This window comes from Paenibacillus sp. AGC31, assembly GCF_057334655.1.
On sequence record NZ_JBHFJH010000037.1, the window covers coordinates 18447 to 42465 of the forward strand.

A 24019-nucleotide genomic window follows, 5' to 3' on the forward strand; every position below is an offset into this window, starting at 1 on the left:
TTCGGAATTTAAATTCCGGCTTCGCTCTTTTTGTGTTGTTACAGTTAATCATCCGTTCTTAACGCATGTTACCGATGATGGATGATCTTGAATCCTGCATTTTTTTGACAAAGTTCGTCATGACATCAAACGCTTCATTGCGCTTGTTGGACATGGACTGCAGACGAAGCATGTCCATCTGTTGGGAATTGCCCGCTGCATCAATTTGGCCTTTCAGCTTTTGAATAGCTGCTTCATCCCCGTTTTGCTGGGCTATCTGCAATTGAGAGTTCAAATCCGCGATCAGTTGATTACGGTTCTGAACTTCCTGAATTTGCGTTTGCAATTGCGCATCCAGCAATTTGGTGCGTTCGCTCTGAACCATCATCAAAGCCGTTTCGATATCCATACTGCTGATGTTGACAGGTGTTACGCCAGAAATGTTGGAGACTGAAACTGTGCTCGCTGAAGCTGAAGAGACGATGGATACTGCAGCAACAGCAGCAACTACTGTTGAAGCGAAAAATTTGCCTGAACGTTTCATGAATGTTCCTCCAAGTATATATGTAATATGTACCAGTTTTTCGTTGGCATCTTCCGCCATTCTAAATCAAAAGAACTAGTTGTTCAATCAAATTAACTTCAAATTTGAATTAATTAAGATTCCCCTTACACACGCCTACCTCGGCTTACAATTTGAGTAAATTAAGCAGGGCATAATAAGTAAAACTATATTTTTACGGCATATTTACTACTACTAGTTTGTTCCTTACTCCTACGCATGAAAGTCACATTGGAGAACGACGATACGTTCATGATTTTACTTTAGAAAAAGGTTATGTTATATTTGATAATAGATTTTACACAATCTAATTTTGTGATATTTAATATAAATTGATGATATATATTTTACGGGAGGTTTTTATATGAAAAAGATTCTGGTTGTTCTAACAAATGTAGATAAGTACGCAACAAAGGACGAGCCTACTGGCTTGTGGCTGAGCGAAGCAACTCACTTTATTGAAGAGTTTGACCATAATGACAATGTTCAGATCGATCTGGTTAGCCCTAAAGGTGGGAACGTACCACTTGATCCGAAAAGTCTGGGCGACTCTCTGGATGAGAGCACCAAAGCCTATTTCGAGAACGAAACGTTCATGAACCAATTGAAAAATACGTTGAAACCTGGCGAAGTAAACGCGAGTGACTACGATGCAATCTACTTCACAGGGGGTCACGGTACGATGTGGGATTTCCCGGACAATGCCGAACTTCAAGAGCTTTCTCGTGATATCTATGAAAAAGGTGGCGTTGTATCCGGCGTGTGCCACGGGGTTACAGCCCTGCTGAATGTGAAGCTGTCCAACGGCCTGCTTCTAATCAACGATAAAACCGTTTCCGGCTTCACGAATGAAGAAGAAACATTGGCTCAACAAACTGAGTATGTTCCTTTCCTGTTGGAAGATGCGTTGAGAGAACGCGCTGCACAATATGATAAAGCTGCTGCCTTCAGTTCCTATGTCACAACAGATGGCCGCGTGGTCACAGGACAGAATCCGCAATCCAGCAAAGCTGTAGCTGAAAGTGTTAAACAACTGCTGGGTCTGTAAAATAAACCGATCAATCCCTCTACTCCCCCAGTAGATCATATAGATGTACAAAGCAAAACAGCACGTGATCCGTCATGACCTGACAGAACACATGCTGTTTTTTCTAGTGATTTGTTGATGCAGAAGCTTCCGTTGCTGTTCCTCCAGCCAAACGCTTCACGATATAAGGCACGGTCACCGACGTCAGGATAACGGCAAACGCAATCTGAGCGATAGCTGTGTCTACATATGGCGCATACGCCGGATTGAACCCGGCAGCCATCGAAGGCACCACCATGGACAATCCAGCAACCGAACATGTCGCAGCCGCTGCGTAACCGGGCCGTCTTAATACCGTGCGATCGATTCCAATGAGCGGCAGCATGCAGATCAGCAAAAATAACACCGTGACCAGCAAACCGGACAGACTGGACTGAAATGCAATACGCAGATCAATATTGGACCCAAAGCTTGTACCTAGGAAAGGCAGCAGAATCAGTGTTCCCGGAGCGAACATCTTCTGTATATTTCTGTCCAGGTTACCAAGCAGTATCCCGATCAAGAAAGGTACTAGCGTAGCAAGTACACTGAGATAATCGATACCGACGCCGCTTGCCGAATTCAATATCATAACCGGAATAACCGGTACGGCGATCAGATTCAGAATGCCAAACGCAGCACGATCCACATCATCTCCGTACGTGTTCATCAAGGCCAGATATAATCCCGGATTACAACTGGTCAGAACGGCAATGAAGGCTACCGCAGAAACACCCCCGAACCCACTTATGCCAAAAAAGTGTACAAACGCCCAGCCGAACAGGCAGCTGATGAGGATACGTGAAATACAGAGCACCCCTGCTCTCTTCAAAGTCACCAGAAGCTGTGACAAGTTAAGCTGTGTTCCTGATATCAGTAAAATCATACCGATCAGCACCATGGTACCTTTCGATGTGAACAGCGCTGTTGTTGGATCTCCGATCTGAAAAAACGATGGAAACACCGTGTTGATGACCGCGGCGGCCAGCATAGGAACAATCAGCAAGCCGCCGGGTATTTTTTTGATACGACCCAAAATGTTCATGGTGCGTTACAGTTCTGCTCCGTTGGTACGGATCACATTCTGATACCAGAAGAAGGAATCCTTACGATATCTTTCGAGCGTACCATTGCCATAGTCATCCTGATCCACATAGATAAATCCGTACCGTTTGCTCATCTCAGAAGTCCCTGAACTGATCATGTCGATTGGCCCCCACATCGTGTATCCCAACACTTCGACCCCATCCGCAATGGCGAGTCCCATCTGTTCGATATGTTTGCTCAGGAAATCAATCCGGTATGGATCGTTGATCGTTCCATCTTCATTCAGCTTATCGTAGAAGCCTGAGCTGTTCTCCAGAATAAAGACAGGCTTTTGATACCGATCATAGACGAGATTAAGCGTATAACGCAGGCCAATCGGATCAATCTGCCAACCCCACTCGTTAGCGGGCAGATGCGGGTTTTTATATACACTGTGTACATTGCCTGCCGTTAGTTCGAGCTGCTCTGTATCACTGCTGGAAATCATCGAGTTGTAATAAGACATCCCCACGAAATCAGCCGTATGTGCTTGAATGCTATCCAGATCGCCATCCTCGATGTGCAACTGGATCTCCTTGTTTTTGAAATACGTTTTACTATAGTAAGGGTACTCGCCTTTATTGAGCACATCGAGATAGAACTGATTTTTCATCTGATCATCCTGCTGCATCTGAAGTGCATCCTCCGGCTTGCAAGTGTAAGGATACGTTGTGAAATACGCGACCATACTTCCGATCTGGTTATTCGCATCGATCTCATGAGCCATCTTGGTTGCTCTGGACGCAGCTACAAATTGATGATGCAATCCTTGGAACAACATTTCCTCATAATTCGGAGCATCATAATCAATGATTCCCAGCGTTTTGGCCGATGCTTTCACGCTCATGTTGATCTCGTTGAACGTCACCCAATATTTCACTTTGCCCTTGTAGCGATTGAACAGCACATCACAATAGTTCACATACAGATCAATCAGCTTGCGGTTATACCATCCTCCGAACTTGTCCATCAGTACAATTGGTGTATCAAAGTGGCTGATGGTAATCAGGGGCTCCATTCCATGTTTAAGACATTCATCAATCACCTGATCATAGAACTCTAGTGCCTTTTCGTTCGGAGCGGCATCGTCGCCACCCGGAAATACTCGGGCCCATGAAATGGAATAACGAAATACTTTGAAGCCCATCTCGGCAAACAAGGCGATATCCTCACGGAAAGAATGATAAAAATCGATTCCCCGGCGCTTTGGATATTTCACGGTATCCGGGTCATTCCTGGCCTCTTCAATCATCTCCCAATTCACTCTGATCTGCTTGGTCACTTTGCGGTCGTTCTTCTCGTTAAACTTCATCACTTCTGGAATGGTCAGGCTCTTGCCATCCACATTATAAGCTCCCTCGGCCTGACAGGCAGATAGTGCATCGCCCCATAAAAAATCTTTTGGAAAATTGGAATTTGTCATTTTAGTTTCCTCCTGTTATTACGTATTATTAAGGTCTTATTTAAAGTTTTAAGGGATCAGCTTCATTAGCGCTTCGCTCTCCCGAATCGGGCCGTTGGTCGCTGTGGTCAGTACGTCTCCATACTGTTGCATGTTGGTTACCACAATGGATGTAATCGTGTTATAGCCTGCTGACGTAATGCCTTCTGGATCAAACTCCACCAATAAATCGCCGGCCTTGATTGTCTGCCCCTGTTCGATATGGGCGTTAAAATACTTCCCTTTCAGACTGACGGTATCCACCCCGATATGAATCAGGATCTCGACACCATTCGCAGCTTTCAATCCGATGGCATGTTTGGTGCGATAAAGTGCTTCGACTACTCCGTCAAATGGAGCGTATACCTTGCCATCTGTCGGAACAATCGCAATCCCTTTACCCATTAACTCTTGGGCAAATGCCTGATCTTCTACCTCAGAGATCGGTTTGATCTCCCCTGTCATTGGACTAACGATAAGCATGTCCGAAGATGTGGATGTCTGTGATGATACGGATGCTGGAGTCACCTCTGTGGCAACGGCTGGCTGATTGCCGTTTACTTTATCCGTAGCTTGCTGCTTCGATTTACTTCCTTCAGTATCTTCCTTAATGCCCGCTAACAGCGTGAACACAAACCCGAGTACAACTGCGGCAATACAACCAATAACGACATACATGTAACGATCCGATGAATACGTGCCAATGGCCAATACACCTGGAAGTGAAATTGCATTCGCTGTTGTATGCACCAAACTGTAGAATCCACCGACTAATCCGCCTGCTAGACAACCTGCGAAAAACGGACGTTTGTATTTCAGCGTTACACCATAGATCGCCGGCTCAGTAATCCCGAACAAAGCGGTGAATCCACTCGAAGCAGCCGCTGATTTCATCGTTTTACTCTTGGTTAGGACAAACACACCGAAGGCTGCTCCAGCCTGAGCCAAATTTGCTGCCAGTGCCGTTGGTAACAGCACGGTTGCACCCAGTGTAGCCACTTGTTGAACCTGAATCGGCATAATGGCATAGTGCATACCAAACATGACCATGATCGGTTTGAAAAATCCAAGAATCGCACCAGCAAGAACACCTGCGGTTGAGAACAATGAGTTAATGCCGTTGGTCAACCAGTCACCGATATATGATCCTACTGGGCCAAGCACGATCAGTTCCACTGGAATCATAATGAACAAAACAATCATTGGGGTAAGCAGGACCTGCAAAAACTTGGGAATCACCCGATTGACGATCGGATACACATAACTCATAATCCATACCGCCAGAATGATTGGAATGACGGAAGAGGAATATTTCATCAACAGAATCGGCATGCCGAGAAAATCAATGCTGTTCACACCCGTCTCAGCAATCTGAGCCGCAGCGTTCAGAATGATGGGGTGCATCAGCCCCGCAGCAAGAGCTACCGCCAAATAGGGATTAGTTTTGAAACGGTTTGCTGCACTGACAGCCAGGAAGAACGGCATGAAGTAGAAAATGCAGTCCCCAATCATGTTAATAATCGTCAGGAATCCGGAGCCTTCCAGATAACCCATTGCAGTTATAACGGTGGCCAAACATTTGATCATCCCGCAACCAACAAGTGCTGGCAGAACAGGCGTGAATATACCTGCGATGGTTTCAAGCACTACGTTGACGGGGTTACGTCTCTTTTTTGGTCCACTGTCTGTAGACTCCGTAAGCTCGCCAATATGGTCAGAAGTTAGATTCTTCACTTCACTGTATACCGCGTCTACTTTGGCACCGATAACAACCTGAATCTGTCCACCGGAATTTTGTGCCTTGAGCACGCCTTCAAGCTGATCCAGCGCCTTGAGGTCTGCTTTGTTATCATCCTTCAATACGAATCTCAAACGGGTTGCACAGTGTGTCAGACCCGATATATTTTGCTCGCCGCCAACAAGATCAAGTACGTTTTTAGCCAAGTCTTTGTTGTTCATGACCCTTCTCCTCTACATCAACTGAAATGTTTATATAAAAAATGACCAAGCCGGGGAATCGTCATTCCCTACGCTTGGTCATGCCTGATCGAATCAGTAACAGTCCAATATGGATTATTCGGTTAGTTCCTTCACTAGTTCATTCCGTTGGTTCATTTGAGATCAATCGTTGAATATGCAAGATCAAATATAATTTTTCATCATCCGAACAGGTCCAGCCGTAATTATTTTTCAGGAAGTCAGCAATCTTCTCCACACAAGCCAGTTCTTTCGGAAACTTCTCCTTCACCATCAGGAAAAGCGATTCATTCTCATCCTTGAGCGACTTACCGCTCATCTGCCTCAGAATGAAATATCTGATATGTGTGGCAAAGCGCATGAAATGGATGGAATCCTCCTGAAAGTCAATTTTGAGAGCATATTTGATCACAGACAGAATCTCGCCCGTAACTGTGGTTACCTTCGTGGTATCCGTCATCTCTCCAGAGCCCACCTGTGCATTAACAAAATGCAGAGCAATCAGTGTTGTTTCGGCTGTTGGCAGAGCGATATCCGTTTTTTCCTGAATCAGTTTCAGGGCAGCCTCCCCCACCCGGGTCTCGTCCGGATAGAGTGTCCGCACTTCCCATTCCAGCGGATTTTTGATACGGATGCCTTCTCTGGTTCGGGTTAATGCAAAACTGATATGGTCGGACAGGGTGAGAAGCAGATTCGGGTTAAATGTTTTATTCAGAATCTGACTGCCCAACTTGATGACTTCCTCCGCGAGATAAATATCCTCAATCGGAATACTGTTCAGCAGATCATACATCCGGATGTTCTTCGGTGCCACGAAAATTTTCTCCACCAAGTCCGTCTCCGTCAGCTCATAGGGCGTTTTCAGAAATCCTACACCCTTGCCTACGACAAAAACCTCTTCGTTATGTTCATTAATAGCGATGGCCACGTTATTGTTTACTTTCTTGATAACCTTCAATGTTCTCACCCCCCAACAAAAATAAAAAAAGACCGAAAGCGATTACAGTAAAGCAATCGAATTCGGTCATGCCTGGTTTCCCCAGTAACAGTCCGTGTTATGAATATAAGTTTATTATAGTGCTGTTTTTGAAAAAGTCAATCATCCAATCTTAGGGAAAAATCAGACACTCTTATCATTGAAGGGAACGTAGAGACCCGATACGTCAGATATAACAACGCCCCTTTTTTAAAAATATAAAAAGAAAATGTGACCATATGCCCTACCCGCCAGTCTAATTCATATAAAAACCAGCCAAGTGCTGGCTTCATCCCTCCAATACGAAAGGAGCTGTTATCCATGGGTTCAACCGATCTCGTTAACCAGACCATCCAAGGAGATCGTGAAGCCTTTATCCGGCTTATTCGAGACATTGAAAACTCTTTGTACAATACGGCAAAATCCATGCTGCGAAAAGAGGAGGACGTGGCCGATGCCATTCAGGAGACAATTTTGAACGCATACAAATCGGTGCATACACTCCGGGAACCCCGGTATTTCAAAACCTGGCTGTTTCGTATCCTCATCAATGAATGTAACACGATGCTGTCCCGCCGCGCTCTCTCCACCGCTTATGCGGAAGTACCTTCAGATAAGCGGGAGCATTCCAGTCCCTACGACGAGGTCGATATGCGAGAAGCGGTAGACCGTCTGGAGGAATCGAAACGAATTGTAGTCGTTTTGCATTATTTTGAAGACCTGTCCCTGCGTCAAGTCGCCGATGCGCTGAATATTTCCGAAAGTGCAGTGAAAATGAGACTTACTCGGGCAAGGCAGGAGTTATATCAGAAATTCAAAAATTTTCGGGAGGTAAACTTACATGTCAAACCCGTTTAATATCGATCAGGAATTAAAGAACCAAGCGAAGGAGCGTCCCCTGATGTCTGAACTCGTTCGTAACCGGATTGATGCCACTCTGGAATCTCTGCCGGTGTCGCCAGACACATTGAAAACGGAACAGACTTTGCGCTCCAGTCGCCGGAACAAGCGATGGCACAAGGCTGCAGCTGCGACGATCGCAGCCGGAGTGTTGGGCGTTACCGTATTTGCATCCGGCTTTGTATCACCGGCCATGGCTGCCTCCTTGCGCAATATTCCACTCGTGGGCAACCTCTTCAGCTCGATAGAAGCTGATATGGGTCTGCGAACGGCGGGCAACGAAGGCTTGACTACTCCTGTTAACAGCAAGGTTGCTTACCAGGATGTGAAGCTCGAAGTGCTTGAAGCGGTATATGATGGTACACGTGCTGCGTTTCTGGTTCATTTCACTGCGCCTAATCTGAATCAAGGCGAATATGACAATGGCAAGGACATCGTGAAACTGAGCAGCGGAATTGAGAATGTCTTTCTAAAAGTCGACGGGACCCGTCCGAATAGCGGACTGTTCTATAGTTCGGTAGGAGAAACGCAGCCAGATACACTGCTCTTTGAGCAGGTCATTTCCTCCGATCAGGGAACGGCACATTGGCCGGATCAGTTTGACGCCAAAGTTCAATTGACATTGCAGGGTATTGATCATGAGTTCGAGCTGACGGTTCCATTTACCAAATCAACAGATAACATTCATCGGGTTCTGCCTAACACAGCCATGACCAACGATCTGTATACGGCCGCTGTTACGGAAGCTGAGGTTACCCCTGTCACCACTCGCCTAACTACTGTTATCAGTTTGAATGATAAGAATACTCTTACGGCAAAAGAGCAGGAACAGCTGAGTCACATCGGATTTGCTGTCTATGATGATCAAGGGCGGCAACTGACCTCACTTAGCGGCGAGGGCACCTATAAGGGAACCCAATTAACATCCGAACGCATATATGCCACAACTGCCAAGGATATAAAATATCTGATAGTGAAACCTTTTGAGATCAAGGATGACTTCGCTGAAGAGGTTATAGATAATCAATTCATCAAGGGAATGGAAATGAAGATTCCGCTTCAATAGCCTAATATTATTGCCTTATCGAAGGAGCCATTCCATGTCCATCCAATATTCAATCTCATCTCTCATCGTACTTGGTCCGTTATTCGTTCTGGTCCTGCTCGCCCTGATGCTCCATGCCAGGGTGAGCAAAACCAGGTACACGGTCAGACATTATATGTCGATGCTCTCTTTTGCAATATATATGTTGGGCGTTATGCATTTTGTATTTTTCCCTATCGACGTGAACATCGGAATCTATGCCAATCAAACGCCATGGTATCAAAGCATTCAATGGATTCCGCTCCTGACCGTGGATGCACCAAGCTTTCTCCTAAACATTGTGCTGTTTATGCCACTAGGGTTCATGCTTCCTTTCATAAAGCCTTGGATTCATTCGATGAGAACAGCAGCATCAGTAGGATTGGCTCTAAGTATCCTCATTGAAATAACACAGCTCATGCTCCGAGTAACCTTGGGCAACGGTCGCAGCACCGATCTGAACGATATAATAGCCAATACAACGGGAAGTGTACTTGGTTTTATCATCCTGAATCTGTTCACCAAAAGTTCCATCGGCCAGCGACTAATGGCCCTATAGGAGTCACCACGGGGAGTATCATCCAAAAATATGCAGTAAAATGAATATGAGCATGCATAACATCCCTTGAAGGCAAAACATGGTCCATACACCAAGATGAAAAAAGTCGTGTGCTATGGTACAATGAAGGAATTGTGTATTCAGAGACAGACATGTGGATAAAGGCCATGAACTACGGATTTCTGATGCGCTTTTATCCATTCATCATGCTGCCATTTTAGGGAGGCTTATGGAACAACCATGCTCATTATTGGTATCGCCGGAGGAACCGGCTCCGGTAAAACGACGGTAGCTCGCTCCGTCATAGACCGTCTGGGATCAGCTAAAGTTACGTTTATATCCCAAGACAATTATTACAAAGATCAGTCGCAGCTCACACCTGAGCAACGCCGACTCACCAATTACGATCACCCGTTTGCCTTCGATAATGATCTGTTGATTGAACATCTCACCCTGTTGAAAAAAGGCCAAGCGGCGTATGCTCCCGTATATGACTTCACCATAGATAACCGTGCTGCCAATGAGACGGTTGAACTGGCACCGAACCATATTGTCATTGTAGAAGGACTGCATGTGCTGATTGATGAACATCTTCGCAGTCTGATGGACATCAAAGTATTTGTTGATACCGATTCCGATGTGCGTATTCTACGTAGAGTACTGCGGGACATTGAAGAACGCGGACGCACGATCCAATCCGTGTACAAACAATATCTCGAAACGGTAAAACCAATGCACGATGCTTTTATCGAGCCATCCAAAAAGTATGCTGATATCATTATTCCAGAAGGCGGACATAATGAAGTAGGTATTCAGATGTTATCCATCCTCACCGAGAAATACCTCACCGGAGAGAATTGGAACGGCGCTTAATTTGTTTCAAAGCAACACAACAGAAATCCAGGTTACGATACAGCGTAATCTGGATTTTTTGTTGATTTTTCATTTATAATAGTCCCCAATAGTTGAAAGGAGATCTACCCCTATGGCTACTTTTGAAGAGTTCATACAGCATGACATCCGGGTTGGTACCGTGGTGGAAGCCGAACCATTCCCCAAGGCTCGCATACCCGCTATTAAAATGACGATCGACTTCGGACCACTTGGTCTGAAACGCTCCAGTGCTCAGATTACCCAGCGATACACGCCTGACATGATCATCGGCAAACAGGTTGTTGCTGTAGTTAATTTTCCACCTCGGCGTATTGCCGGTTTTGTCTCTGAAGTACTTGTGCTTGGCGGCGTGCCTGGTGAAGGCGATGTTGTCTTGCTTACACCGGATAGCCCATTGCCTAATGGAACACCGATAGCCTGACTTTATTTTGAGTAAGAAGAATATGGGCTTTTCAAATGTTTGGAAATCGAGTATTCTTGATTTATTGATTATTGATGGAACTACATATGTTGGAGACCTTAAAGCATAAGGCTATGAATCTGCGGATTCGTGGCCTTTTTTTGTGTTTTTTGAGGAAATATAGGTCTTGAGCATTAGTAATAGTTGGGTGGAGAGGAGGAAATATATTGATAAATCATACCAACAGCCTAGTTATACATGGTAGAATATTGATTATTATTACAAATTTAGTATCTAGTAGCCTGAAAAGTACATATCAAGGAGAGAAATTCACAATTGAGAGGAGTAAAATTCATGAAAAAAATGATGATTTCCGGCGTAACGGCATTAGCTTTATTAACAGGGGGTACCGTAGGTTTTGGAGGCGTTGGGAGTTCTGTAGAAGCCGCTCCAGCTGCAACTACATTCAAGGATGTTCCTTCTACACACTGGGCATCTTCAGCAATTAATTCGGCCGTGGAACAAGGTTATTTCAAGGGGTATGCCGACGGGACATTTAAACCAAGCTCACCGGTCACCAAAGCTGAAATGGCAAGTATCCTGGGACGTTTATCCGATCAGCCTAATGCATCAACACAAGAACAAAACAATTTCACAGACATACCCGAGTGGGCAAAAAGTGGTGTCTCTACTGCTATAGCAAAAGGTTTTATCAGCCCTTCTAATTATAAGGGGAAATTGGATGCACAAGGCGCTCTTCAACGAGGAGAAATGGCTACTTGGTTGACGCAAGGGCTAACCGTGGTTGATCCTGAGTACAAACAAGCACTCTCTGATGTGACCAACACCGTTGTGCCTGCAAAGGAATATTTCACAGGTAAACTCGCAAGCGCTCAAAAAAATGCAGTAGCCGTTGCCCTGGGAACAGGACTGATGAGTGTCGCAAACGATAAAACATTTGGCGTTGATCGTACTACAACACGAGCTGAAGTAGCTGTATTGATCGCCCGTTATGCAGCCGTTGCCAAAACAAAACCTGCCGATTTTCAGGGTTTAAATGAGCTGCGAGCGGTGGGCTTGACGGGGACGAATTTGAATATTATTGCGCCTAAGTATCAGAAAGCAGGCCCAGAAAAATTTTCTGAATCGTATGATTACAGCAAAGTAACTGGAGATTTTGCGAAAGTTCGTAATCAAGAATTAGTTACAGTAACGAATTATGCAAATCTGAAGGTCAAGAACTGGATCATCGTCAATCCATATGTAAAAGAAACTGAGAGAAGTATCTATTATCCTGTTTTCGTTGATGAAAAAGATAGATTACTAAGAGGTGCTTATTATTCTTTTACAGAGTTTGATATTAGTATTAAGAACTCTATGAATCAACTGCAAGCCGGTAGTCTCATCCATTCCCCAACTATTAATGCTCTAACTTCACCAAGCACCAAAGCTTTTAGCGAGTACGGACCTAAACATATAAATGATTTACTCGGACCCAAAGGCGTGTTTATCGTAAAGAACCCTGTTTACTGGGGCCATGGTCTCTTACATTTTGATAAGTCACTAAATCCTGGAGTACGCCTGACGCTCAAAGATGGAACAAACTATACTGTAGTTCCAAATTAAACTATGAAAAGGGTGTTCCAATGTGCATTTCTATAAATTATTAAAGAAATTATTAATAGTATATATAACATTGTGTATATTGTTCCCAACCCCTTCAGTTGTTTTTGCTGGAGGGGGGCCCGGAACAAAACCAGTGTTAGAAGCCTCTCATATAGTACCTCCATCACCTGCAAAGTCTCAGAAAAAAGTAATCCCCGTTGAGGGCAGTGGAATGTCTAATATCGGTGTTTATGTTTACCAGCTCGATAATTTAAGATGGCGTGTAGATGGAGAATGCAACGGCCAAACATTAAGCAATAACCCGGATACTAACAAACCAAACTCATCATTAGTTTGCGTAAATCTTTCACTAGATGCACCAAGCTACAAACCCTCTGAGTACTTTGATCGTTCTGGTCAGAGGTATTCTAGAAGTGAATTAACTACAATTTCCTTAAAGCCCATGTACATGGATAACACACAATATTACTTACCAGGAAAACCAATCTTGGTTAGTGTGGAATCATTTGACGGTGATACGGTGAAATTTACAACTCAAATCGGAGGTGCGATTGAACCAACAGCTCACAGACCCTACAATCCACCTAAATTTTCTGCCGACTACATATTCAATACGGATATATATTGGCGGGCCGTTGCCGAAATAACCAAAGAGATCAACCTCACAGCTGGCGGGCAACTTAGCTTGAACCAGTCCAAACAATTGAATGCAACGGTCAAAACGAAAACTGGAGATGGAAACTTTGGAGCGGAGACCAATGTAAACACCGGTAGCGGTGGTACAACCACATGGGAATCCTCCAATCCTGGTGTTGCTACCGTTAGTAATTCCGGAGTAGTTCAAGCAGTCAGTAGGGGAACTACAACCATCACTGTACTGTGGAAGAAAGATGGATTTCAGTTAACTACCACAACAAACATTGGTGTTGAAGAGAACCCAGGTACGGGCGGGGGCGACGGTAACGGAGGCGGTGGTGGAGGTTGCACGCCAACGATTGGACCACCATCTGCTGGAACCATCATGAGCATGAACGATCTCGATCCAAATGCCAACGGTGTTATTAAGTCAGATAACAGAGATAATGAGACATTCGATGTATTAAAAGGTATCCCTACTTCCGAGTCACTCTACACAAATGCCCTTGCTGATAATTACCTGTTTAAACAAGCTTGGGCGAAAATGAGCGGTAAAGTTACATACAACTGTAATATCACAATCTCTTACGACAGAGAATGGACAGTACCTGGACCAGAGGAATGTGATGATGATGGTTGTACACCAGGGCCACCTGTACCCGCGAACGACACGGCACCCAAGCCATACACTTTCCAAATCACAAGAGACTACTCCTACTGGAAAATTAACAATCTGGAAGTATACAAGATCGCTAAAGCAACCATGAACAATTATGCTTTGCCCGGAGAGACCGTTACGATGAGTCCTGCAGGATATACACCACCAACACTGGAGTCTAAAAATGATGAATCCGTAGAAAGCCATGTACGACCAGGGCAAACCACTTCAATCTCATATAATCCACCCAAATTAACAGGTGGTTTGAACCAACCTCCCAGTGTGCCTGATGATACATCACGGTTAAAAGGAATGGCTGAATCCAACACACCTCAAAGTAAAGTGAATAATGATTTAGTGAAATTCAACAACACAACCATTATGAATGCTGTGGAAGCAACCAAAGATGGACCAACGCCATCCAATATTCCTAATCCAACGATGATTGGGCGTGATGTGCTATACAAACCGGGTAATATGATCAGCAATTCCCTGCTGAATAAAGCAAACACCACAAGCTCTGGTGAGATCTATTATGATTTGCTACCGGGTAACGTGAATGGCGGCGCCAATAAAATATTACCGATTAACGGCATCAACACGGTCACGGTACATACCCCTGTCATCAACTACGCCTGGGTATCGGATGATCAGCCGCATAATCAGAAAACCGTACCAGACCCAACCAGCGCTGCACTCATTCTGGAACGTCCGTTCATTGTGCGAATTCCCACATCGGGACAGCACTTGGACGCAGCGAGTTATCCCGGTTATGGAAATCGGGACTATGCTAAATATTTTCGAATCAAACAGGTGCAATTCCCGTTTGATGTCTACAACGCAGATCGAAGTCAGTTTATTCCTGCCAAGACATGGGTCGATATTCCGGTCAATCAACTGGACACCACATTCAATCTCCCTGTATGGGTAGACGAAGGCAAATATCACATTGCATTCCGTAATATTGCAGAGAATGCACCTGCAAACTTTACCGAGCAACAGGATGCCAATACCAATCTGGCACATCATGTTGCTGCGGACACCGTACCAGTAGATGTCATCGGAAGGTTATATGATTTTCACGTCACGGATATCTCCGATTACAATTGGGAAAATGTATTTCGCAAGCGATTGGGCAGTCCCGAACCAACAGGCTATAGCTACTGGACCGGGATGAATAACATTGATGGTGATCCACGAGGTAATCTGGCTCCATTTGTATTGCCCATCCGACCAGGAAGCCATCCGGTGCAGGGATTCGCTAATGCAACTGTGAAGACAGGGTACCATTTTAAGTTTGATCTCAAGACTAAGGGCAATATGTTTGGTAAACAGGATGGTATTCGAATTACACCCACTTTTGCTTTTGTGAGTAAAGACGGGGCCTCCCGGCAAGAAGTGGATCTGTACTACCATCGAGGTCAGGAACGCCTGATCCGTATCGGATCGGCACAGGATCTGGAGAAACGATTTGTTGTCCTGAACTCCCGGCTTCGAAATGTACCCGGCACAGAGTTAGGCGATACAGCGCGTTATCAGTATACTTATGAACTGTCAGCGGAAGAACGTAACCAGCATACGTTGGCAGAACATATGGTTCGCCTGGTCGATCAGATTTCTCATCAAAAAACATGGGTAGGTCGTTATGACTGGATGATCCTGTCTGCTCCAATTCGGACACTCATTGGACCCAAAACGGACATTCCTTCCGGGGTCAACGTGGCCCGGGCCAATGCATCAATCCAGCGCTGGTACGGGGAGTACAGCTTACCTGCCGATGTATATGCCGTACCAAAAGGTACAGATCTCGAACCTCTTGCTCGACAAAATCAACTGGATGAGAAATCGAATGTTTTTCTAAAGAATGGTTATATTGTGGTTAACTTCAACATGGAGAGCCTGCGGAATGGAAATACAGAGGCGCCCCATCTGCAATATATTCACGCACCTCTGATGAATCAATGGCAGATGGAAGGTTTCAACAAAACGCCAACAGACAGTCAAGGCAGAACCTGGCCCCTGAAGGATGGCGATATTGTCTTTTACCATGCTGATCAGTCCAGCCGGAACGATTTTCAATCCCAGGTACCACATTAGTTTAAATCTCTCATGTCAGTACGACTGGCTAAGCAGATGTAGCCAACTGCATATGGACCGAAGAGTCTATATGCGGAGTACCTCTCCAAAATAAGACTGAATATCTGTAGAGCGATATTCACCCATGAAGCAATCAATAAATATATGATGAAATAGCCATGAAGTGCCAGACTAAGTACTATACAGCCTGTGCAAAACTATGGTGTACTGAATGACATAGGTGTACTGAACCACATACGATAAAGCATTCACAAGTGATTCCAGTGTCACATCCCAACTACACACAACATGCCTTTATACAACAAAAAGGTTATCCTAAAAGTCATCTATGGACTTCTGGGGTAACCCTTCTTGCATCATTCTCATTTTATAACCTTACTTAGACTATAAAGAAAACCCGCACATCCGTATTATCCTGACAAACTTTCTCCAGGAGACAGGTAGGTTAGCAGGAACGTCAGGAACGTGATGCCGAACAATACGACAACCAGTTGTAATAAACGCTTAACGATATATCTGCTCAAGTGCTCAAACGTCCTTGCCCACAACTTTATGTATGTGCCATGATGTTCTCCGTCCACAGCTCCGCTGAAAACTTATAAATTCTATCAAAAAAGGCGTCCCTCTCCGTGTTACTGGATGAGGACGCCTTAAATAAACAGATTTTCAGAAAAAATCATGCTCTCTAAACACCTTCCTATCTCCCGTAGGGTACTACTGTGTTTGTTAAACCTGGCAGGTCTCCTGGCTCCAGAATCATCGTCACTTGCAGCTCCTTCCCGGTCTAAACCAGTGGATTATCGCTACCTGACTCCTCTGTTACAATAGCGGGACCTCGCCGGTATTACACTGGCCTTCCCTATTAAGCTTCCACCCTGACGGGCAAAGCACCAAGTTCCACATATTCAATTACACTTCTGATCAGTATGGCGGGATGACGAATAATGATCAAAACTTTTCTTTCAAATTTGAAACACTGGATACGTCTAACCGCGAATTCTCGATCCCTTCGGAGACACACCCGTCACACGCTTAAACATCTTTGAAAATAATAATGGGTCTGTATAACCAACCGAATGGGCCACTTCACTGACCGACAGCCCTGGATTCTGAAGAAGTTCGGCAGCCCGATTCATACGGTATTCCAGGAAAAAGGACTGTAGCGACATGCCATATCGCTCTTTGAACAATCCCGACAGATACGTGCGATCCAGCCCCACGGCGTGGGCAATATCCAGAATAGAGGTCCGCTGGCTGTACCTGTTCTCCATAAACTGGACTGCCTGCCTGATGTACTCTTCTTTGTTCGAAAGAAGCTGCCCCTCCTCTTCCTCTACCGGTGACGATGAGATCAACTCCGCTATCAGGCGGTACAAGAGACTCTGGTTCATCACATCCCCTCCCGAATACGTGGAGGCCTGAACCATCTCCGTATACAAGTGTTCCATTGTATTCGTATCACGGGCATCATACACTGGATGCTCCGGGCTCAATCGGGCACGTTGCATGAATGCCTTGGCTTGCACACCTTTGAATCCAAACCATGAATACGTCCAGGGATCCTTTGGATCTGCCTCATAATGTATAAGCGTGTCCGGAAGTATGACAAAACCCTGTCCCTGAGTCAACTTGTATTCTTGGTCCCCCATGTACACAATCCCCCGTCCTTCATGGATGTAGTGCACAATGTAAGAATCACGTACACCTGGTCCCCAATAATGCGCAGGATCACATGCCTCCCACCCGAAAAACAACAAAATCAGCTCCATCTGTGTCCAGCCTGCGGGAACCACATTCATCTCAATGCGACTCATTTTTCGCCCTCCATCCTGACTTCGTTCCGCTTATCTCTTCATTAAGACTATTTATATTATAACAGCTAAAGTACTTCCATATTAGTTGAAAGCGGAAACAAAAATGGGATTATGACATGTTTGAAAGGGTTTGAGCCATAGTTATATGTGCCGAATCGGCCTATAGTTGGGGTACAACATTTTTCAGGGAGGCTAAACTTAAATGAATAAAATTACGTTCCTCGGTGCAGGCAGCACCGTCTTTGTTAAAAATGTATTGGGTGATGTCATGATGACCGAAGCACTGCAAGATTTTGAGCTGGCATTGTTCGATATCGATGCTGAACGCTTGAGTGATTCAGAGCGTTTGTTGACCAGTCTGGCCCGTTCACTCGGAAGTCGTTGCGTCGTGAACGTATATCATGACCGCAAAGAAGCGCTGCGCGGGGCCAAATATGTCATCAACGCCATTCAGGTGGGTGGGTATGATCCATGCACCATTACGGACTTCGAGATTCCGAAGAAATACGGACTGCGTCAAACGATTGCAGACACACTCGGTATCGGCGGAATTTTCCGTAACTTGCGGACGATTCCGGTCATGCTGGATTTTGCCCGGGATATGCAGGAAGTATGTCCGGATGCATGGTTCCTGAACTATACCAACCCAATGGCCGTGCTTACTAACGTCATGAACGTACATGGTGGGATCAAAACCGTAGGATTGTGTCATAGCGTGCAGGTATGTGTACCGCATCTTTTTGATGCACTGGGGATCGATCAGACGGGTGTCGTAGCCAAAATTGCAGGCATCAACCACATGGCGTGGCTGCTCGAAGTTACCAAAGACGGGCAGGATCTGTACCCCGAGATCAAACGTCTGGCGAAGGAAAAACAGAAGGAACAGCATGACGACATGGTTCGTTTTGAGCTGATGCAGCGTTTTGGCTATTATGTAACGGAGTCCTCCGAGCACAATGCTGAGTACCACCCTTACTTCATCAAACGGAATTACCCGGAGCTAATCGAACGCTTCAACATTCCACTGGATGAGTACCCACGCCGCTGTGTGAACCAGATTGAAGGCTGGAAAGAGATGCGTACCAAACTGTTTGCCAGCGAAAATATTGAACATACCCGCAGCCGTGAATACGCATCGCATATTATCGAAGCGATGGAGACGAATAACCCGTACAAGATTGGCGGAAACGTTATGAACAACGGACTGATCACCAACCTGCCTCGCGAGGCTTGTGTTGAGGTACCTTGTTTGGTCGATGGATCAGGAATCAGCCCTACGTACATTGGGGATCTGCCTCCACAACTCGCGGCACTAAACCGGACAAACATCAACACGCAACTGCTGACGATTGAAGCGGCAATCACTGGCAAAAAAGAACATATCTATCATGCCGCCATGCTTGATCCACACACAGCTGCAGAACTGTCTATCGATGACATCGTAGCCATGTGTGATGAGTTGATTGAGGCTCACGGCGACTGGTTGCCAAAATACACGTCATAATATAAAAGCACCGTTTCCTTTGCTGCAAAAGGGGACGGTGTTTTGTTCGTTCCATAACGCTCACCCGCTGAATGGTGCATCACATCATGGTTAAGAAATGTCTCGCTCCCTTAAACCTTATTCGGCAGGGAGCAAAAAGCGATAACCGATGCCCGGCTCCGTCTGAATATATCGGGGATTTGTCGGATCTTCATTTAATTTTTTACGCAGATGTCCCACATATACCCGGAGGTAATGGCTGTCAGACTCATGATGATGCCCTCCCCATACTTGCTGCAAAAGCTGACGCTGGGTGATGATCTTTCCCGCATTGGAAGCAAGCACCTTCAGCATCTCATATTCCGTTGGGGTTAATTTGACCAAAGTTCCCTCCAGTTCGACCTGCCTTTGGGCCAGATCAATCGTAAGTGATCCGAAGCGCAATATGGGCTCATCTGTCGTTTTGGCTACATGACGCAGCGCCACCCGAATACGGGCGACCAACTCACCCATCCCGAATGGTTTGGTTACATAATCATCTGCACCACCATCCAACGCGGTAATTTTGTCTCCCTCCTGATCCTTCGCTGTCAGCACAATAATCGGTACCTGTGACCATTCGCGAATCCGGCGAAGGACCTCCATACCGGACATGCCCGGCAAACCAAGATCAAGGATAATCAGATCCGGATGTACAATACTGGCCTGAATAACACCCTCTTCGCCATCCCCACACTCGTGGAGTTCAAATTGGTGTGCCTGAAGGGTGACCTTGAGCAATTTGCGAATCTGCGGCTCATCATCGATCACCAGTATGCGAGCCCCTAGTGGTACGTTCATGTTATTCTTCAACCTCTCCTTGTTCTGAATAGGGAAACCGCGGTCCGTGAGCCTCCATGGGGATATCTATGCGTATTCTCGTTCCTCCGCCCGAATTCGGCTCTGCTACTATAGTACCTCCGTGGACCTCCACAATGCCTTTGCAGATGGCCAGACCAAGCCCTGTCCCGGTGACATGCTGAGTCGACTCTGAGCGATAGAACTTATCAAATATACGTATTCTTTCCGCTTCCGGTATACCGATACCTTGATCAGCCACCATGATCGTCAATTGACTTGGACTCTTGTCACTCGTCACAGTGATGACAATCCGGCTCTCATCAGGCGAATATTTGATGGCGTTGCTGACGATATTGACCAATACCTGCTCCAGCAATACTTCATCTCCGTAAATGAACACCGGATCATCAGGAAGTTCAACTTGAATGTTACGATTGAGACTGAATTCCCGAACCTGTGTCAGTACAACGCTGATTATATCTTCCACGTCACACCATTTCCGGTTCAGTTGCAACATACCGCTCTCCAGCCGAACCATACCCAGCAGATTCGTGACGAGACGATTCATACGCAAGGCTCCATCCCGAATGTTGCCTGTTAATTCTCTCCGATCCTCGGGTGTAAAAAGAGTATCATTCTCCAACAATCCCGTAGCCGAGCCGATAATGGCGGTTAGGGGCGTACGCAATTCATGAGAGACAGAGTCCAGCAGCGCTGTGCGTATGCGCTCTGATTCGGCAGTGATCTGTGCCAATCTTGCCTTTTCCGCCAGCTTCACTCGGGCAATGGCACCTGCGGCCAGTCCGCCGCATGCCTCCAACAGACGAAGCTCTTCTTGCTGCTCATGACCCTCACCAGCGTCCATGCTCACGGCGAGCACGCCATGAATCTGCTCCTCTGTGCGTAGCGGCACGTAAAGTCCGGTAGATTCCCGCAAAGTGGATGATCCCTTACCGGCGATCTGTCCGTGAAGATATACCCATTTGGCAATGGCAATCTCCGACTCCCCATTCCCCCACCCATCCTTATCTCCTTCTGATGCGGAAGAGCTTGTAACCAGCAGATCACCCTGTTTATCTGGAAGATACACAGCGGCCGGCTTACCCAGGGTAAGCGATACTTGGGTTGCAATATTAACCAGCAACGTATTCAGATCCGTAATGGCTGTCATCTGACGACTCAATGCGTACAGGGAGTTAGTCGTAGCTTCACGTGCTTTTACCATCTCCAGCTGTTGTCGCAATCGACCTGCAAGACTGGCTGTCAGGATTGCCACCGCAAGATACACAACAAAGGAGATGAGATATCTCAAATCCTCAACCGTGAAGCTCAGATATGGCGGTACAAAAAAGAAGTCAAACATAATGACGCTAATACTCGCAGCATATACAGCTGGTCCCATTCCCCAGTACACGGCACTCACCAAGACGGGAAACAGGTATACAAGCCCAACATTAACCAGATCACCACTCATGCCGATGGCATGAAACAGCAAAGTTAGCAGCGTCACCCCGAGGGTCACCCATACATATGCATATGCCGGAACCCGTTTCCCATGGGATTCCCGCGTTTCTTTTTTTATCCGTTCAGACAAAATCATTCACATCCCGCTCAGTTCATAATCATAATCTGCAACGATTAACACATCCAGATGCCGCGACAAGCGTACTAGTCGGTTGACCACCGAACCTGAGCCGCGGTAGCCATTCAGCCACCACACCCTTCTAGCCTGCCCGACCACCAACTGGGTTGCTCTCGCCTCCGATGCCTTTCTGGCCAACATCTCAGGTACATCGCGCAGCCTTGGACTGTGATGAATATGAAATTGACCACCAAGCCGAATCGTCAGCTGCTCCAACGCTTCCAGATGGCACTTCACTTCGTCACTCATGGACTCACCGATGTGGATATGGTGTACATGCCAGATGGCTTTTAGACGAAAAGCCATGCGGAATCCGCGCCGGATCAGCCGCTCGGCATGACGATCACTGCTTACACATACAAAGACTGCTTCCTGTCTGCGCCAAGGTCCTCGAAGTGCAATTTTGGCCTGCTGTGCTTCAAGCCGTTCATCCACATCGTCCGCCAGCTCGCGCAGGGCAAGTTCTCGCAAGGCAATCAGATTGCCGATTTTGAAAAAATTCGCAAGGGCTTGCTCGACCTTGGCAGTTGCATAGATTTTACCCTCCCTCATGCGCTGCCGCAAGGCCTGGGGCGCCACATCAATCAACTGCACCTCATCCGCCATCTGAATGATCCGATCGGGTACGGTCTCGCGGACACGAACACCGGTAATATGTTCAACGGCATCATTCAGACTTTCGAGATGCTGTACGTTCATTGTGGTAATCACCGAGATGCCTGCATTCAGCAGGAGCAGAACATCTTCATAACGCTTTTGCCGAACACTCCCGGGTACATTCGTATGCGCCAGTTCATCCACAAGCACCACTTCTGGGCAAAGATGCAGAATGGCTTCCGTGTCCATCTCTTCCAGACGAGTTCCCTGATAAACGCGTTGTGCGCGAGGGATCACAGACAAGTGACCCCTCTGCTCCACAGTTTCCGCCCGCCCATGTGTCTCCAGCAAGCCGATCTGCACATCGATGCCCTTGCGGAGCAAGTCATTGCCTTCCCGCAGCATCATGTAGGTTTTGCCTACACCTGGTGCGGCTCCGATATATATTTTGAATGTGCCGCGCTGAATCTGACCAATCTGTTCCTTCATTTCCTGCTCGCTTAGTCTGCGGTATGTCAGTGACTCCACATCGTTAACTTTAGCCGGAACCACACGTTCACCCTCCCGGGCCGCTCGATCAGCAACCAGAAACAGGTCGACACCACGTAATCTGCGCAGCAGCGAGTTAACAACGGACCCTTGCCACAGTTCCTGCCAGCGCGTACGCCGGGAGTGTCCCATCACAATGCGGGTAATCTGGTGCTCCATTGCGTAACGCGCCAGCGTAGACGGGATGTTGCGACGGTGTAAAATAGACAACTCCTCCATATGGCCGCCAAACTTCTCTACCAGCTTGATCATATTGCGCCGAAATACGGTTGCCTCCTTGGTTAATGGCTGCTTCATATTCCGGAAAACAACGGCGCACAAATCACCATTCAGCCGTTTGGCAATCTGTTGCCCACGCCGGATATAGATGGAGCCGTTCCAATGATATTGCGTGGATACCAGAATCCGCTCCATGATGCCTGTCGTGACGGTAATCCCCATCTCCTCCCGATGCTCACGCAGGGATTCATTCACCCCTTCCGCAACCAATCTCAGGGCCAGTTCGCGCAGAATACCCAGATTGCCTTGACGAAATACAGCTTCACCCTCATGTCCCTGCAAATGACCCTCTGCAAGACGGTTCAGTATCGTTTCCGGCGTGACATCAATCAACTTCACTTCATCCGCAAGCTCCAATGTATCGGCAGGCACCGTATATTCTGCTGCGATCCCCGTAAGTTGCCGTGCCAGCTCTGTATAGCCTTCCAGTTCATACACATTCACCGTTGTCATGACACTGATGTTGTTTCGGAGCAAAAACTGAATGTCCTCCAGCCGGGTAGCATAGCGAGCGCCTTCTCTGTTGCGATGTGCCAAACCATCCACCAGCACTACCTCCGGATTACGCGCCATGAGTGCATCCAAGTTCAGATCCTTTATCTCTACATCATCACTCCGGCGCACCCAGTGAATGCTTGGAATTCGTTCGAGTGCGCCAAGTTGCTCCACCGTTTCCGGTCTGCGCATCGTCGAGACGGCGCAGATGACCACATCAATGCCCTGCTCACGCAACGTATTCCCTTCTCGTAACATGTGATACGTTTTGCCCGATCCGCTGACTGGGCCGATGTAGATTTTGAGCGTACCCTGCTGCAGCTTCGTAATCATCTTCAGCATCTCTTCCGGTGATTTGCGCTTGAAGCTGTCTTCCATC

The 24019-nt window shown here is 46.5% G+C and carries 18 protein-coding genes and 1 riboswitch; of the genes, 9 read left to right on the plus strand and 9 right to left on the minus strand.

Annotated elements, in window-relative coordinates; translation table 11 throughout:
* Positions 1-58: 58 nt before the first annotated feature.
* Complete coding sequence (locus ACE04G_RS23285) at positions 59-523, minus strand: hypothetical protein (RefSeq protein WP_076210297.1); 465 nt, start codon at positions 521-523, stop codon at positions 59-61.
* 382 nt (positions 524-905) lie between these two features.
* Between ACE04G_RS23285 and ACE04G_RS23290 the strand changes: the two genes are divergently transcribed.
* A complete protein-coding gene (locus ACE04G_RS23290; RefSeq protein WP_100526493.1) occupies positions 906-1589 on the plus strand; it encodes a type 1 glutamine amidotransferase domain-containing protein in 684 nt (227 codons plus the stop codon).
* A 103-nt stretch (positions 1590-1692) separates the two neighbouring features.
* Here the strand turns inward: ACE04G_RS23290 and ACE04G_RS23295 are convergent, their stop codons facing one another.
* From ACE04G_RS23295 to ACE04G_RS23310, 4 genes are all read right to left on the minus strand, one after another.
* Positions 1693-2652 (minus strand): 2-keto-3-deoxygluconate permease, encoded by a 960-nt coding sequence (locus tag ACE04G_RS23295; RefSeq protein WP_449003732.1) that lies wholly within the window; start codon positions 2650-2652, stop codon positions 1693-1695.
* Between the two features lie 6 nt (positions 2653-2658).
* The gene (locus tag ACE04G_RS23300) at positions 2659-4116 is read right to left on the minus strand and encodes a glycoside hydrolase family 1 protein (RefSeq protein WP_449003733.1); all 1458 of its coding nucleotides are present in this window, start codon (positions 4114-4116) and stop codon (positions 2659-2661) included.
* A gap of 48 nt (positions 4117-4164) precedes the next feature.
* On the minus strand, positions 4165-6093 hold the full coding sequence (locus ACE04G_RS23305) for a beta-glucoside-specific PTS transporter subunit IIABC (protein WP_449003734.1): 1929 nt from the start codon (positions 6091-6093) through the stop codon (positions 4165-4167).
* Between the two features lie 139 nt (positions 6094-6232).
* Positions 6233-7069, minus strand: a complete 837-nt coding sequence (locus ACE04G_RS23310) for a PRD domain-containing protein (protein ID WP_036616378.1) — start codon at positions 7067-7069, stop codon at positions 6233-6235.
* 339 nt (positions 7070-7408) lie between these two features.
* On the opposite strand from ACE04G_RS23310, the gene ACE04G_RS23315 reads away from it, so the two are divergent.
* From ACE04G_RS23315 to ACE04G_RS23345, 7 genes are all read left to right on the plus strand, one after another.
* Positions 7409-7945 carry an RNA polymerase sigma factor gene (locus tag ACE04G_RS23315; protein ID WP_449003735.1) on the plus strand — a complete coding sequence of 179 codons (537 nt, stop codon included), beginning with the start codon at positions 7409-7411 and terminating at the stop codon, positions 7943-7945.
* Positions 7929-9053 (plus strand): DUF4179 domain-containing protein, encoded by a 1125-nt coding sequence (locus ACE04G_RS23320; protein WP_449003736.1) that lies wholly within the window; start codon positions 7929-7931, stop codon positions 9051-9053. The genes ACE04G_RS23315 and ACE04G_RS23320 overlap by 17 nt, the downstream gene beginning before the upstream one ends.
* 34 nt (positions 9054-9087) lie before the next feature.
* The gene (locus ACE04G_RS23325; RefSeq protein WP_449003737.1) at positions 9088-9630 is read left to right on the plus strand and encodes a VanZ family protein; all 543 of its coding nucleotides are present in this window, start codon (positions 9088-9090) and stop codon (positions 9628-9630) included.
* A 240-nt stretch (positions 9631-9870) separates the two neighbouring features.
* Entirely contained in the window at positions 9871-10503 is a 633-nt protein-coding gene (udk, locus tag ACE04G_RS23330) for a uridine kinase (RefSeq protein WP_036616377.1), read from the plus strand.
* A 112-nt stretch (positions 10504-10615) separates the two neighbouring features.
* Entirely contained in the window at positions 10616-10945 is a 330-nt protein-coding gene (csaA, locus tag ACE04G_RS23335) for a chaperone CsaA (RefSeq protein ID WP_076210279.1), read from the plus strand.
* A 333-nt stretch (positions 10946-11278) separates the two neighbouring features.
* The gene (locus ACE04G_RS23340) at positions 11279-12550 is read left to right on the plus strand and encodes an S-layer homology domain-containing protein (protein WP_449003738.1); all 1272 of its coding nucleotides are present in this window, start codon (positions 11279-11281) and stop codon (positions 12548-12550) included.
* A 496-nt stretch (positions 12551-13046) separates the two neighbouring features.
* Positions 13047-15941, plus strand: coding sequence for a DUF5704 domain-containing protein (locus ACE04G_RS23345; protein WP_486094921.1), 2895 nt, complete (start codon positions 13047-13049; stop codon positions 15939-15941).
* Between the two features lie 717 nt (positions 15942-16658).
* Positions 16659-16851: riboswitch (cobalamin riboswitch) on the minus strand.
* 76 nt (positions 16852-16927) lie between these two features.
* Here ACE04G_RS23345 and ACE04G_RS23350 read toward each other — a convergent pair.
* A complete protein-coding gene (locus tag ACE04G_RS23350) occupies positions 16928-17755 on the minus strand; it encodes an AraC family transcriptional regulator (RefSeq protein ID WP_449003739.1) in 828 nt (275 codons plus the stop codon).
* A gap of 202 nt (positions 17756-17957) precedes the next feature.
* Here ACE04G_RS23350 and melA point away from each other — a divergent pair, with 202 nt between their 5' ends.
* A complete protein-coding gene (gene melA / locus ACE04G_RS23355; protein WP_036616368.1) occupies positions 17958-19259 on the plus strand; it encodes an alpha-glucosidase/alpha-galactosidase in 1302 nt (433 codons plus the stop codon).
* A gap of 117 nt (positions 19260-19376) precedes the next feature.
* Here melA and ACE04G_RS23360 read toward each other — a convergent pair whose 3' ends face one another.
* From ACE04G_RS23360 to ACE04G_RS23370, 3 genes are read right to left on the minus strand one after another with little or no spacing between them, the layout of a single operon-like run.
* Positions 19377-20078: a response regulator gene (locus ACE04G_RS23360; RefSeq protein ID WP_221822269.1), complete on the minus strand. Its 702-nt coding sequence runs from the start codon at positions 20076-20078 to the stop codon at positions 19377-19379.
* A 1-nt stretch (position 20079) separates the two neighbouring features.
* Positions 20080-21678 carry an ATP-binding protein gene (locus ACE04G_RS23365; RefSeq protein WP_260632853.1) on the minus strand — a complete coding sequence of 533 codons (1599 nt, stop codon included), beginning with the start codon at positions 21676-21678 and terminating at the stop codon, positions 20080-20082.
* Positions 21679-24018, minus strand: coding sequence for a histidine kinase (locus tag ACE04G_RS23370; RefSeq protein WP_221822270.1), 2340 nt, complete (start codon positions 24016-24018; stop codon positions 21679-21681). It lies immediately after the preceding gene.
* Position 24019 lies beyond the last annotated feature (1 nt).